At 39.4% G+C, this 13,185-nt stretch carries 13 protein-coding genes; 2 read left to right on the forward strand and 11 right to left on the reverse strand.

The window, feature by feature from the left end; genetic code table 11:
* The first annotated feature begins 44 nt into the window (after window positions 1-44).
* Window positions 45-1,241, forward strand: coding sequence for an MFS transporter (locus ABFX33_RS23795; protein ID WP_120262256.1), 1,197 nt, complete (start codon window positions 45-47; stop codon window positions 1,239-1,241).
* A gap of 142 nt (window positions 1,242-1,383) precedes the next feature.
* Here ABFX33_RS23795 and ABFX33_RS23800 read toward each other — a convergent pair whose 3' ends face one another.
* The 7 genes from ABFX33_RS23800 to ABFX33_RS23830 form a co-directional block, all read right to left on the reverse strand.
* Window positions 1,384-2,145 (reverse strand): SGNH/GDSL hydrolase family protein, encoded by a 762-nt coding sequence (locus ABFX33_RS23800; protein ID WP_346088692.1) that lies wholly within the window; start codon window positions 2,143-2,145, stop codon window positions 1,384-1,386.
* Between the two features lie 34 nt (window positions 2,146-2,179).
* Window positions 2,180-3,367, reverse strand: coding sequence for an aspartate aminotransferase family protein (locus tag ABFX33_RS23805; RefSeq protein ID WP_346088693.1), 1,188 nt, complete (start codon window positions 3,365-3,367; stop codon window positions 2,180-2,182).
* A 61-nt stretch (window positions 3,368-3,428) separates the two neighbouring features.
* Entirely contained in the window at window positions 3,429-3,848 is a 420-nt protein-coding gene (locus tag ABFX33_RS23810; protein ID WP_223581086.1) for a hypothetical protein, read from the reverse strand.
* On the reverse strand, window positions 3,848-5,002 hold the full coding sequence (locus ABFX33_RS23815; RefSeq protein WP_257087453.1) for a hypothetical protein: 1,155 nt from the start codon (window positions 5,000-5,002) through the stop codon (window positions 3,848-3,850). Before ABFX33_RS23815 ends, ABFX33_RS23810 begins: the two co-directional genes overlap by 1 nt.
* Before the next feature lie 33 nt (window positions 5,003-5,035).
* A complete protein-coding gene (locus ABFX33_RS23820) occupies window positions 5,036-5,581 on the reverse strand; it encodes an RNA polymerase sigma factor (RefSeq protein WP_077437639.1) in 546 nt (181 codons plus the stop codon).
* Window positions 5,582-5,602: 21 nt separating this feature from the next.
* A complete protein-coding gene (locus ABFX33_RS23825) occupies window positions 5,603-6,556 on the reverse strand; it encodes a transketolase family protein (protein ID WP_077437638.1) in 954 nt (317 codons plus the stop codon).
* A 2-nt stretch (window positions 6,557-6,558) separates the two neighbouring features.
* Window positions 6,559-7,407, reverse strand: coding sequence for a transketolase (locus ABFX33_RS23830; RefSeq protein WP_077437637.1), 849 nt, complete (start codon window positions 7,405-7,407; stop codon window positions 6,559-6,561).
* Window positions 7,408-7,630: 223 nt separating this feature from the next.
* On the opposite strand from ABFX33_RS23830, the gene ABFX33_RS23835 reads away from it, so the two are divergent.
* The gene (locus ABFX33_RS23835; protein WP_346088695.1) at window positions 7,631-10,054 is read left to right on the forward strand and encodes a glycoside hydrolase family 3 N-terminal domain-containing protein; all 2,424 of its coding nucleotides are present in this window, start codon (window positions 7,631-7,633) and stop codon (window positions 10,052-10,054) included.
* Between the two features lie 132 nt (window positions 10,055-10,186).
* Here the strand turns inward: ABFX33_RS23835 and ABFX33_RS23840 are convergent, their stop codons facing one another.
* From ABFX33_RS23840 to ABFX33_RS23855, 4 genes are all read right to left on the reverse strand, one after another.
* Complete coding sequence (locus ABFX33_RS23840; protein ID WP_120262262.1) at window positions 10,187-10,741, reverse strand: NifU family protein; 555 nt, start codon at window positions 10,739-10,741, stop codon at window positions 10,187-10,189.
* A gap of 72 nt (window positions 10,742-10,813) precedes the next feature.
* Window positions 10,814-12,163: an adenylosuccinate lyase gene (gene purB / locus ABFX33_RS23845; RefSeq protein WP_346088696.1), complete on the reverse strand. Its 1,350-nt coding sequence runs from the start codon at window positions 12,161-12,163 to the stop codon at window positions 10,814-10,816.
* Between the two features lie 128 nt (window positions 12,164-12,291).
* Window positions 12,292-12,513, reverse strand: coding sequence for a PG1828 family lipoprotein (locus ABFX33_RS23850; protein ID WP_120262264.1), 222 nt, complete (start codon window positions 12,511-12,513; stop codon window positions 12,292-12,294).
* A gap of 151 nt (window positions 12,514-12,664) precedes the next feature.
* Complete coding sequence (locus tag ABFX33_RS23855) at window positions 12,665-12,886, reverse strand: PG1828 family lipoprotein (protein WP_120262265.1); 222 nt, start codon at window positions 12,884-12,886, stop codon at window positions 12,665-12,667.
* Window positions 12,887-13,185: the final 299 nt, after the last annotated feature.

Here is a 13,185-nt window from a genome sequence, read left to right on the forward strand (position 1 = left end):
AGGTTGATTTGAATAAATCGACCTTTTTAATTTAAAGCGAAATCATGATCAAAGAAAAAGAAACTAGACCTATTTTTTCTATTTTGTTTGCCGTGAGTATGGTGCACTTGCTGAATGATCTTATTCAGGCTGTAATTCCTGCCACATACCCTTTATTAAAAGAAGAGCATCACCTGAGTTTTTCTCAAGTGGGGATGATTACATTAGTATATCAGATTGCCGCTTCAATTTTTCAACCTGTTGTCGGCTCATTTACGGACAAACATCCTGTTCCGTATTCACAGATTATCGGTATGTCCTTTTCGCTTGTGGGCATGTTGTTGTTTTCCCAGGCACATAGCTATGCATGGATATTGTTCTCCGTTTTTCTCGTTGGGATTGGCTCCTCAATTTTCCATCCGGAGTCTTCACGTGTGGCTTACATGGCTTCAGGTGGTAGAAGGAGTATGGCACAGTCCATTTTTCAGATCGGTGGGAATGCAGGGACAGCTCTAGCACCTATTATAGTTGCTTTTCTGGTCTTACCTCGAGGACAGCAAGCTGTTGCCTGGATGTGCTTATTTACACTTGTTGGCCAGTTTATTTCCTATTATATCGGCACCTGGTATAAGCGTCGACTTGCAAATGTTTCGAGATCAACAAAAAGGAATATTCGTGTTCCAGATCTTCCCAATTCACGTATTGTCGCAACTGTCATTATCCTATTGTTGTTGATCGTTTCCAAATATTTCTATATCGCAAGTATTACTAATTATTTTCAGTTTTACACGATGAAAAAGTTTGGGATCAATGAGGTGGAAGCACAGGTGTACCTGTTTTATTTTCTGATTGCCGTTGCGGTGGGGACCTTGCTAGGTGGAGCATTCGGAGATCGTTTTGGACGGAAATATGTGATTTGGTTTTCCGTTTTAGGGGTGGCCCCCTTTGCATTGGCCTTACCCTATGTTGGCCTCACAATGACGGGGATACTTATTGTGATCATCGGATTAATATTGTCATCTGCGTTTCCTGCAATTATCGTATATGCACAGGAGTTATTGCCTAAGAAGCTGGGTATGGTTTCTGGTTTGTTTTATGGATTTGCATTTGGCATGGGGGGAATCGGGTCTGCGGTACTCGGATGGCAGGCGGATCATACGTCCATCGAATTTATTTACCATCTGTGTTCGTATTTACCCTTAATCGGTGTCGTCGCCTATTTTCTTCCTAATCTACAGAAAACACCCTATAAAGAGATTTAGAATATGATATATTAAAAAGCGGGAGTATCCAATCTTTTTGGACACTCCCGCTTTTCTTTAGTTTTATTTGTATCCCTTTAAAACCTCTTTTGATTAATCAATTCTCAGGGACTTTTACTTTTTGTATAGTTTTCTCTTTATACTATTTGATACAGTCCATCCAGGCTGCTGCCATCAGTTGCGCTCCAGCAAGGGTGGGGTGCACACCATCCGCTGCCCAATAGGCTCCTGGGGCAGTCTTTTGGGCATTGTCAAAGATTTTTTGATAAGGAAGGAGTATCGCGTTGAACTCTTTTGCAACATTACGTGCGGTCTCTTGATAAGCTAAAAATTTGGGGTACCAAGCATCCGTGATATGGCCTACCCCTTTTACAGCAAAAGGTTCTCCAATAATCAGTTTAACATTCGGAAGATTTTGTAATGTCTCCTGCAACAATTGCTGGTACTGCGATTTATATTCTTCAACAGTCGTTTTGGCTCCGCGGTCTATCGTTCGCCAAAAATCATTTACGCCGATCAAGATACTTAATACAGTTGGTTTGAATGCCAATGTATCCTCCGCCCAACGTTTTTGAAGGTCGGGAACACGATTGCCACTAATTCCAGTATTATGAACCTTCAGTTTCTTTGCGGCATATTTATTCAATAATTCGCTTGCAGCCAACAAGGCATAACCTTGACCTAGGGCCTTGGTGTCATTGGGATTTCTGTTATTCCTATCGCGGCCTACATCCGTAATAGAATCCCCCTGAAATAGGATGATATCTTCGTCATTCAAACTTATTTTTGAAGATTTGAAACTATCCTCATAGGCATAAGCTTCGTTGCCCAATAAATTGGCTCCAGTCAAAAGACCAGCTCCAATGATACTTTTTTTGATAAATGATCTGCGGTTTGTGCTCATTATTAGGTTTTTGTTATGCTTAAAGTTACATACTTTAAGCATACTTTTCCAAACCTTTTATAATGATGTTACAGGCTTTTTCAATTTCAGCATCCGTAATGGTCAATGGTGGAGCCACACGAAGTGCTGTTTCACAGTGAAGATACCAGTCAATCATGACACCCTGCTCCGCACAGTATTTACTGACATTATAAACCTGATCAAAGTTGTCCAATTGTAAGCACATCATAAGGCCTTGACCTCGGATTTCTTTAATTGTTGGATGGCTGAGCTTTTCTCTAAATAAGTTGGCCTTATGGGCAACCTGTTCAACCAGTTTTTCCGATTTGATCACTGCGAGTGATGCACGTGCAGCGGCACAGCTCACGGGATGTCCTCCGAATGTGGTGATATGACCCAACATCGGATTGTCTTTAATGACATCCATTACTTCTTTAGCGGCAACGAAGGCGCCCAATGGCATACCGCCACCAATGCCTTTGGCCAACATCAGGATATCAGGTACAATACCGAAATGTTCGAAGGCAAACAATTTTCCTGTACGACCAAAACCGGTCTGGATTTCATCGAAAATCAACAGGGTGCCAGTCTCGTCACAACGTTTTCTTACCGCTTGCATATAGGCCACATCGGGGACTCTGACACCAGCCTCTCCTTGAATAGCCTCTAGGATCACAGCGGCTGTTTCAGTTGTAATTTTCGTTAAGTCTTGCGGATCATTAAACGTAATAAAGTCTATTTCTGGAAGGAGTGGGGCATAAGCCTGACGGTATTCATCGTTCCCGATAAGGCTAAGTGCACCTTGTGTACTTCCATGGTAGGCCTTTTTTGCAGCGATAATCTGTCTCCGCCCAGTATATTTCTTGGCTATTTTCATAGACCCTTCGACAGCTTCTGCACCACTGTTGGTCAGATATACCGATTGAAAATTTGAAGGTAATTCCGCCAGTAATTCTGTCGCAAACTGGACTTGGGGAGCTTGTACAAATTCACCATAAACGGTGACATGCAAATATTGATCGAGCTGAGCCTTTATTGCTTCGAGTACTTTGGGGTGACGATGCCCGATATTACTCACATTAAAACCGGAGACAAGATCCATATATTCTTCCCCATTTGGCCCATAAAGGTAGACACCCTCGGCCTTAACCACTTCAACCAACCTAGGTGAGCTAGAGGTTTGAGCAGTGTTCATCAAAAATAATTCTCTATTGCTTAGCATGATTATACAAATGTCCGAAAATAAAAAAGAAGTCTTGAAGACTTCTTTTTTATTTTTGAGATTATCTCCCTCTATTTTGTAAAGATTTATAGAGATGTTCCCTAAATTCCTGTTCTACTTCAAAGAATTGTGAAGCCCGGGCGTTGCCTATCACCTTGGCAAATTTTGCGCGGTACTCCTTTTTTATTTGTACTTCTTTGGCATCATATTGCAATACATCCCTCGATCCACCTCTAAAACTGTTTTTAGGGGCTCCATTTAGTTTTTCTTTCCGGATATCCCATAATGTTTGGCTATATTCATTATAGAGTGGAAAGAATTGCTGTGCTTCTTTGGGTGTTAAATCTAGTTCCTTAGTAATATAAGCTATCTTTTCATTTTCAATAGCTTGAAATCGATTTTTGTCTTGCGCAAAGCCCAAGGCAATAGAAAATATACTAAAGAACAATGTTATCCATATGTTTTTTTTGTTGAACATCATTATAAGGTATAGTTTAGATAATCTTCTATCTCTTGTTTAGATATGTTAGTGCCAAATCCTTTCGTTGGAAGATTTGTTTCATCCGTATATTGGGACATATATATTATGTCATCACCTGAAGCCGAAGCCGAAAGGTAATTAATAATTTCCTGCTTGGGTATTTCAGATAAATGTTGACTGAGCTGTTCCTCGGCTACATTATCTTGTGCGATCGTATTTTGCTGCTGGAATTGATAACCCCAATACCCACCTAGACCTAACATGGCTGTAAACGAAGCCGCTACAGCATATCGAGTATACCATTTTTTTGGCTTTCCTAAGCGACGGATCGGAGTTGAATCTCTTTCTTCTTTTATATCCTGAATAGCACCGATAATTTTGCCTGAAAGCGTATCAAAATAATGTGGTGGCAGGTCAAAACCTGTAACAGGAACCGTATCTTTTAATTTTTCTTCTGCAACACGAGCGAAAACAGTTTCTTCAAGATCCGCATGATAATCTACAGGAAGGTCGAAACCATCCGTTGAAATAACTTCCTTCAATTCTGCTTCCGCAATACGAGCGAAAATAGTTTCTTCAAGATCCGCATGATAATTTACTGGAAGATCGAAACCATCTGTTGAGATAACTTCCTTCAATTCTGCTTCCGCAACACGAGCGAAAATAGTTTCTTCAAGATCTGAATGATATTCTACAGGAAGGTCGAAACCATCCGTTGAGATAACTTCCTTCAATTCGGCTTCTGCAACACGAGCGAAAATAGTATCTTCAAGATCTGCATGATAATCCACAGGAAGATCGAAACCATCCGATTGGATTTTTTCTTTTAAGTTTTCTTCCGAAATTCGATGAAAGATATTTTCTGTTAGTTTATCTGAATACTGTTCAGGCATAGCGAAGCCATCTCCAGCGACTTGAGCTTTGAGGGAGTCAGCTGCTATTTTGCTCAGCACAACATCAGGGAGCGAATCAAAGTACCCATCAGGAACCTCAAATACAGAATCATCTTTGCATGCTATCCATTTGACTTGCGCTATTATTTTAGATTCTAAATCACTGAAATAATTTTCAGGCACGCCAAAAGGATTTTCACGCAATGATTCTGGAAGATGATTAGATTCCAGCCCATCATGATATGTGCTATTTTCCTTCATAGTATTTGTTAGAACCGAATTTCGCTAAAAGGTTTAATCGTGGTTGTTAAAAAAAGCCTCTATTTTTTTTACTGCCAAATGGTAAGATGCTTTTAATGCACCAACACTTGTACCGAGTACATCAGAAATCTCTTCATATTTCATGTCTTCAAAATATTTCATATTGAAAACTAATTTCTGTTTCTCTGGCAATGTTAATAAAGCTTGTTGCAATTTCATTTGAGCTTTGTCACCATTAAAATAATTGCCATCAGCAAGTGTTTCTGCTAAGTAAGCAGTCGTGTCGTCATCCAACGACACGTTCTGCTTTTGCTTTTTTTTATTTAAGAATGTAATACATTCGTTTGTTGCAATGCGATATAGCCAGGTATACAATTGTGAGTCTTCACGGAAGTTCCCAAGGTTCTTCCATACTTTGACAAAAATATCCTGAACGACATCATCTGCATCATCGTGATCGATTACCATTCTCCGCACATGCCAATAAATCTTTTGCTGATATTTTTTCAACAATAAACGGAAAGCTTCTTCTCGCGTACTTTCTTCGGCGAATTTTGCTATAATTAAAGCGTCATCCATATATTGACCTGTGTAGTTTTGTTATTTTCTTTTAATTACTTTCTGAGCCGCAGCAACGATAGCGTCAGCGTTCAAACCGTATTTTTCCATGAGTTGAGCTGGAGTACCTGATTCACCAAAACTATCGTTGACCGCTACATATTCTTGCGGGCTCGGTAATTCTTTGGCTAGTACTTGCGCAACGCTGTCGCCCAATCCACCAAGACGGTTGTGCTCCTCAGCTGTCACGACACATTTCGTTTTAGCAACTGATTTCAAGATCGCTTCTTCGTCCAACGGTTTGATCGTATGGATATTGATGATTTCGGCGTTGATACCCAATTCTGCCAATTTTTCACCCGCTTGGATGGCTTCCCATACCAAGTGACCTGTAGCGATGATGGTCACATCTGTACCTTCATTCAATAAGATGGCCTTTCCGATGACAAATTCTTGATCAGCCGGAGTAAAGTTAGGAACTACCGGACGACCAAAACGTAAATAAACCGGACCTTCAAATTTCGCTGCCGCAATAGTTGCTGCTTTTGTTTGGTTGAAGTCACAAGGGTTGATTACAGTCATTCCAGGTAACATTTTCATCAATCCAATGTCTTCCAAAATTTGGTGTGTAGCACCATCTTCACCCAAGGTTAATCCTGCATGAGAAGCAGCAATTTTTACATTTTTACCTGAGTATGCGATAGATTGACGGATTTGGTCATAAACACGACCTGTAGAGAAGTTGGCGAAAGTACCTGTGAAAGGAACTTTACCACCAATAGTAAGTCCAGCCGCGATGCCCATCATGTTTGCTTCAGCAATACCGATTTGGAAAAAGCGTTCTGGGAATTCTTTGATAAAATCGTTCATTTTCAATGAACCGATCAAATCAGCACATAATGCTACCACATTTTCATTTTGTTTTCCAGCTTCCAATAAGCCAGCACCAAAACCTGAACGTGTATCTTTTGACTCTGTGTAAGTATATTTTTTCATTTCTAGTAATCTCCTAAAGTTTCAGTAAGTTGATTCAATGCCGACGCCAATTGTTCGTCATTTGGAGCAACACCGTGCCATTTATGAGAACCCATCATGAAATCAACACCTTTTCCCATCTCTGTGTGCAATAAGATAACCACTGGTTTACCTTTTCCGGTACGTGATTTTGCTTCTTCTAAGCCTGCAACTACTGAAGCCATATCATTTCCTTTAGTCACTTCCATCACATCCCAGCCAAAAGCTTCCCATTTTGCGCGAAGATCACCTAATGATAGTACCTGATCTGTCGATCCGTCTATCTGTGCATTATTGTAATCAACAGTCGCAATCAAGTTGTCAATCTTGTTGTGTGGTGCATACATTGCAGCTTCCCAAACCTGGCCTTCCTGCAATTCACCATCACCCATTAATACATAAACTAGATTATTGTCTTTATTCAATCTTTTTGCCTGTGCGGCACCGATAGCAACGGATAATCCCTGACCCAAAGATCCTGACGCAATGCGGATGCCTGGAAGACCTTCGTGTGTCGTTGGGTGCCCCTGTAGTCTGGAGTTGATTTTTCTGAATGTTGCCAATTCGCTTGCTTCAAAATAACCCGCATGTGCCAATGTACTGTAAAATACAGGTGAAATGTGTCCGTTTGACAAGAAGAATAAATCCTCTCCTTTTCCGTCCATATCAAAGGAAGGATTACGTTTCATTGCATTGAAATAAAGCGCCACAAAGTAATCTGTACAACCTAAAGAACCACCTGGGTGTCCTGATTGACAAGCGTGTACCATACGTACGATATCACGTCTTACTTGTGATGCAATTTGTTCTAGTTTGTTAATATCTGCACTCATTTTTTTTGTTGGTTTCACAATTGGTCGTAAAGTTAACTATTTTTAAGCTAGATGCTTGTTAAAAAGTGAATTTCTTTATTTAGTATGGGCTTTATGGTGATACGCATAGCTATTTGGTTAAATAGGTCCTTAGCTTGCGAACGGATACCATTTCAATTTTAGACCTTTTCATGTTAACTTTTTTTGTACCTTGCTTTTAATTATAAAACCCACAATTTTCAAGATGATGCCTAATCAATCTAAACGTTTTCTGTTTGTTGCGACATTTTCCGTACTACACTTCTATTCTTTTGCTCAGGATAAACCCGTTTACCATAAAGATTGGATTGACTTCAACAAAAATGGTAAAAAGGATATCTATGAAGATCCCAAACAATCCGTAGTAAGTCGAGTGGAGGACCTGTTGAGCCAGATGACGACACAGGAAAAGGCCAATCAAACCGTTACACTCTATGGTTATGGAAGAGTATTGAAGGATGAACAACCTACGGCTGCCTGGGACAATGAGATTTGGAAACATGGATTAGCCAACATAGACGAGATGTTAAATAGTCTTGCCTATAATAAGTCGGCAAAAAGCTCTTTTTCTTATCCCTTCAGCCGCCATGCTGTTGCATTGAATAATGTACAAAAGTGGTTTATCGAACATACCCGGCTAGGTATTCCAGTTGATTTTACTAATGAGGGAATACACGGTCTCAACCATGATCGGGCGACGCCACTACCAGCTCCGATTAATATTGGAAGCACCTGGAATACCAAATTGGTGCGGGGTGCAGGTGAAATAGTGGGGCGAGAAGCGAAATATTTAGGATATACCAATGTCTATGCCCCGATTCTAGATGTCTCCCGAGATCCAAGATGGGGGCGTGTTGTGGAAACTTATGGTGAAAATCCTTTTCATATCGCAGAAATGGGTAAACAGGCTGTCTTGGGTATTCAACAAAATGGTGTTGCGTCAACATTGAAACATTATGCCGTCTATTCAGTACCTAAGGGAGGGCGAGATGGAAATGCAAGGACAGATCCACATGTTGGTTTTCGTGAAATGCATGAACTTCATTTATATCCATTTAAACGGGTTGTCAAAGAGGCTAAACCAATGGGTATTATGAGTAGTTACAATGACTATGATGGTGTACCGGTCTCGTCAAGTAAATATTTTCTGCAAGATTTGCTACGGAAGGATTATGGATTTGAAGGATATATCGTTTCGGATAGTGAGGCGCTGGAGTTTATCAGCAGTAAACATCATGTTGCTGTAGATTATAAAGATGCAATACGGCAAGCCTTAGCGGGAGGACTCAATGTCCGGACGAATTTCGATCCACCGAGTACATACCTGACACCATTGATGGAACTTATCAACGAAGGCGGGCTTGATATGAACATATTGGATCAACGTGTTCGGGAAGTATTGACTGTCAAGTTTAAGTTAGGATTATTTGATCATCCGCTTGTCGACAACACAACATTGGCGGACAAGAAAATCCATACACAGGCAGATGAGGATATTTCCCTGCAAGTGAATAGAGAATCCATTGTTTTGCTTAAGAATGAGCAGCAGCTATTACCGATAGATGTCAATAAGTATAAGCGGATTTTGGTGACGGGCCCTATGGCCGAAGCAACAAATTATACAACAAGTCGTTATGGGCCATCCAATAATCCGATTACAACTATTAAAGATGGCATTATCGAATATGCTAAAGGGAAAGCAGTCCAAGTAAACTACTCGAAAGGGGTGGATGTTGTCGATAAGAACTGGCCCGAAAGTGAAATTATCCCAACAGATCTGTCTAAAGAGGAAATCGAAAGCATGTCCGAAGGTGTACGCCTAGGGAAGGAGTCTGATTTGATTATTGCTGTCATGGGAGAATCGGAACGTGAAGTTGGAGAAAGCCGGTCTCGCTCAGATCTCAATCTACCAGGTAAACAACGTGATTACCTAATGAAGTTAAAAGAAACAGGAAAACCTATCGTTCTGGTACTCGTTAATGGACGTCCATTGTCTGTCAATTGGGAAAATAAATACTTGCCTGCTATTGTCGAAACTTGGTTTCTAAGTGGTCAATCTGGACACGTTGTAGCAGATATGTTATTTGGTGAGTATAATCCGAGCGGAAAGCTTCCGATTTCATTTCCTAAATCTGTTGGACAGATCGAAATGAATTTCCCGACCAAGCCTGGGGCACAAGCGGGACAACCCGGTGTTGGTCCCAATGGCTGGGGAAATAGTCGGGTTGTTGGATTTCTTTATCCTTTTGGCTATGGCTTAAGTTATACTGATTTTCAATTTTCAAATTTGCGTCTGAATAAAAAGCAGATTCGACCGACAGACTCGCTGACAGTTACAGTGGATGTACAGAATATCGGAAAAAGAAAAGGAGCAGAGGTCGTTCAACTTTATGTCAAGGATGTTGTTTCTTCTGTAACAACTTACGAGATGGATTTGCGTGGTTTCGAAAAAATCGAATTAAATCCCGGTGAGAAAAAGTCTGTCCAGTTTTCAATTTTACCGGCGCACCTTGAGTTGTTGGATCAATACAATAAATGGACTGTAGAGCCTGGGAAATTTGAAATCTTTATTGGAAATTCATCTGCTAATCTACCATTGAAAGATTCATTCGATGTGACTAAAGAGTGATGTTCACAGCGCCTGTTTGTGCAAAAAATATATCCCTTATTAGGGCATACTAGATACAATTAGATATAAAAAAAGGATTCAGCAAAATTTCATATTGCTGAATCCTTTTAAAAATTCTTATGTTATTTATGATTACATTGCTTCAGCAACAACTTCTGTCACACCTGGGACCATACGCTTCAATAAACCTTCGATACCAGCTTTTAAGGTGATCGTTGATGAAGGGCAGCCACTACAAGAGCCTTTTAGCTCAACAGTTACAATACCTTCGTTGAAAGATTTGTAATGAATAGCACCACCATCTTGTTCAACAGCAGGTCTTACATAATCATGTAATACTTGTTGTATTTTCACTTCTGTTTCTGTTCCTTCAAAGTTTACTTCCGTATCATGATGCACAGCTTTCACCGCAAGCTCAGATTCTACAGCACCTTTTACGAAGTCTTTCAATAAGGCTTCGATATCTTCCCATTCCGCATCTTCTGTTTTGGTAATGGTAACAAAATTGCTTGCAAAAAATACACCGTTTACGAAATTGAATTTGAATAATTCCAGCGCGAAAGGTGAATCTTGTGCAGCTTCTTTATTTGGGAAATCCACACTACCATTGATCAATAACTTATTGACCAAAAACTTCATAGTTGAAGGATTGGGAGTAGATTCTGTATATACGTTGATAGTAGCCATTTAAATTTTATTTTTATTCCAAACAAAGATAGATCAAAACAAGCGTTGTTAAGGTCATCTATAAGTCAAAGCTTATAAAGTGACACCTGTGTAATTAGAAGGGCTGATTGCCTTTAATTCCGCTTTTACCTCTTCAGATACGTTGAGATTATCTACAAACGTTGCAATGGTCTCTTTGGTCACATGCGTATTGGTACGTGTTAGATCTTTTAATGCTTCGTAAGGTTTTGGATAGCCTTCTCTGCGCAAGATCGTTTGTAACGCTTCAGCAACAACTGCCCAGTTATTTTCAAGATCATTCGCAAGCGCCTGTTCATTTAAGATCAACTTACGTAAACCTCGCAATGTCGATTTGAAAGCAATTAGGGTATGTGCAAATGGAACGCCGATATTACGTAATACAGTCGAATCTGTAAGATCCCTTTGAAGACGTGAAATAGGTAATTTAGCGGCTAAATGTTCGAATATCGCATTGGCAATTCCTAAATTTCCTTCTGCGTTTTCAAAATCAATAGGATTGACTTTGTGTGGCATTGCAGAAGATCCGATCTGACCAGCAGTGATTTTCTGCTTAAAGTATTCCATGGAGATGTAAGTCCATACATCACGGCATAAGTCAATGATGATGTTATTGATTCGTTTTAATGCATCACAACTTGCCGCAAAGTTGTCATAATGTTCAATTTGGGTCGTGGTTTGTGAACGATCCAATCCTAGAATATTATTAACGAAATTATTACCGAAGGCAATCCAGTTGGTCTGTGGATACGCCACGTGATGAGCATTGAAATTACCTGTTGCCCCACCAAACTTAGCTGAATAAGGTACGGTATGTAAAAGTTGTAACTGACGTTCGATACGCTCGATAAAGACATAGAGTTCTTTACCTAGACGAGTTGGAGATGCTGGTTGTCCGTGTGTACGGGCAAGCATTGGAATAGCCGACCAAGAGGTTGCCAAAGACTTTAGCTCATGCAGCAATTCTTCAATGATCGGTGTATAACTTTCTTTGATTGCCTCTTTCCATGAAAGAGGGATAGCGGTGTTGTTGATGTCCTGAGAAGTCAGACCAAAGTGAATAAATTCAAGATGATCCTGTAGTCCTAGTTTTTCAAATTGATCTTTTAAAAAATATTCAACGGCTTTAACATCATGATTGGTAACTTTTTCAGTGTTTTTGATCCAGATTGCATCTTCTTCGGAAAAGTTACGGTAGATATCTCGCAATTTTTCGTTCAATGTGTTGTCAAAATGCTGCAATTGAGCGATACCCGATTCACTTAATGCGATAAAATATTCAACTTCAACACGAACTCGATATTTTATTAAAGCAAATTCGGAGAAAAAAGCCGAAAGTTCATTGGTGTTATTGTAATAGCGTCCGTCAATAGGCGTGACTGCTGTTAAGGATGATAAAGCCATAGATTGAATGATTTTTGGCAAAGGTAAAAAAATGCTTGGAGCTTAGCAATTTAATTGGGTGAGATATAAAAAAATGCCTCCCTATTAAGGAGGCATTTCTATACTGGTTGAAATTCTGTTTCGAAGAATTATTTTTTAGCAGCAGTATCAACTTTAGAAGCAGCTGAATCAACTTTTTGAGCAGCTGAATCAATTTTGTTAGCAGCTGAATCCAACGTGTTAGCAGCAGAATCAACTAAAGCAGATGCTGAATCAACTGCATCAGTTGATTTTTTACCAGTTTCACCACATGAAGCGAAGGCTACAGTTAAAGCCAATCCTAAGAAACCTAATTTGAATGCGTTTTTCATTTTATTAAAATTAAAAGTAATTTCTAAATCTTGTTATTTAAGACTTAATACAGGTAAATTGAAAAGGTAACCCTGCTGCCCAATATTTTTTAAAAAAAGAGAGGCTTCTCTTGCGAAAAGCCTCTCCAAATGCGTTATTCAGCTTCTAAAATTATTTTTTAGCAGCAGTATCAACTTTTGAAGCAGCTGAATCAACTTTTTGAGCAGCTGAATCAATTTTATTAGCAGCTGAATCCAAAGTGTTAGCAGCAGAATCAACTAAAGCAGATGCTGAATCAGTAGCACCTTCAGCTTTTTTCTCAGTGTTGTTACAAGATGCGAAAGCTACAGTTAAAGCTAAACCTAAGAAACCGAATTTTAATGCGTTTTTCATTTTCTAATTTTCTAATTTAAATTGAAATATTTTCTTTTTCATCTCTTAATACACGGAACCCAAAAAGGTAACCCAAAAAAAATACATTTTTTTTAATTGTATGTAAGGTGTTTAAAATCAGTTATTTATTTTTTTTATTTGCTTCCATTTTATTGAGGGAGATGGTCCATTTAATAGAAGAAATTAAAAATAGGCACAAACGATTTGATAGATAAAACTGTTTAGATAGCTATAGTAAGGAGGAAACAGGCTTGAATTGATTGGTGTATCGTGGGCTACACAAACAATTTTTAAATATT

Origin of the sequence: Sphingobacterium ginsenosidimutans (genome assembly GCF_039536865.1) — a bacterium.
GTDB lineage: Bacteria > Bacteroidota > Bacteroidia > Sphingobacteriales > Sphingobacteriaceae > Sphingobacterium > Sphingobacterium detergens.

What these genes read in the sequence shown, in the direction of transcription:
- ABFX33_RS23795 (WP_120262256.1), top strand. Translation starts at nt 45, where the DNA reads ATGATCAAAGAAAAAGAAACTAGACCTATTTTTTCTATTTTGTTTGCC.
- ABFX33_RS23800 (WP_346088692.1), bottom strand. Translation starts at nt 2,145, where the DNA reads ATGAGCACAAACCGCAGATCATTTATCAAAAAAAGTATCATTGGAGCT.
- ABFX33_RS23805 (WP_346088693.1), bottom strand. Translation starts at nt 3,367, where the DNA reads ATGCTAAGCAATAGAGAATTATTTTTGATGAACACTGCTCAAACCTCT.
- ABFX33_RS23810 (WP_223581086.1), bottom strand. Translation starts at nt 3,848, where the DNA reads ATGATGTTCAACAAAAAAAACATATGGATAACATTGTTCTTTAGTATA.
- ABFX33_RS23815 (WP_257087453.1), bottom strand. Translation starts at nt 5,002, where the DNA reads ATGAAGGAAAATAGCACATATCATGATGGGCTGGAATCTAATCATCTT.
- ABFX33_RS23820 (WP_077437639.1), bottom strand. Translation starts at nt 5,581, where the DNA reads ATGGATGACGCTTTAATTATAGCAAAATTCGCCGAAGAAAGTACGCGA.
- ABFX33_RS23825 (WP_077437638.1), bottom strand. Translation starts at nt 6,556, where the DNA reads ATGAAAAAATATACTTACACAGAGTCAAAAGATACACGTTCAGGTTTT.
- ABFX33_RS23830 (WP_077437637.1), bottom strand. Translation starts at nt 7,407, where the DNA reads ATGAGTGCAGATATTAACAAACTAGAACAAATTGCATCACAAGTAAGA.
- ABFX33_RS23835 (WP_346088695.1), top strand. Translation starts at nt 7,631, where the DNA reads ATGATGCCTAATCAATCTAAACGTTTTCTGTTTGTTGCGACATTTTCC.
- ABFX33_RS23840 (WP_120262262.1), bottom strand. Translation starts at nt 10,741, where the DNA reads ATGGCTACTATCAACGTATATACAGAATCTACTCCCAATCCTTCAACT.
- purB (WP_346088696.1), bottom strand. Translation starts at nt 12,163, where the DNA reads ATGGCTTTATCATCCTTAACAGCAGTCACGCCTATTGACGGACGCTAT.
- ABFX33_RS23850 (WP_120262264.1), bottom strand. Translation starts at nt 12,513, where the DNA reads ATGAAAAACGCATTCAAATTAGGTTTCTTAGGATTGGCTTTAACTGTA.
- ABFX33_RS23855 (WP_120262265.1), bottom strand. Translation starts at nt 12,886, where the DNA reads ATGAAAAACGCATTAAAATTCGGTTTCTTAGGTTTAGCTTTAACTGTA.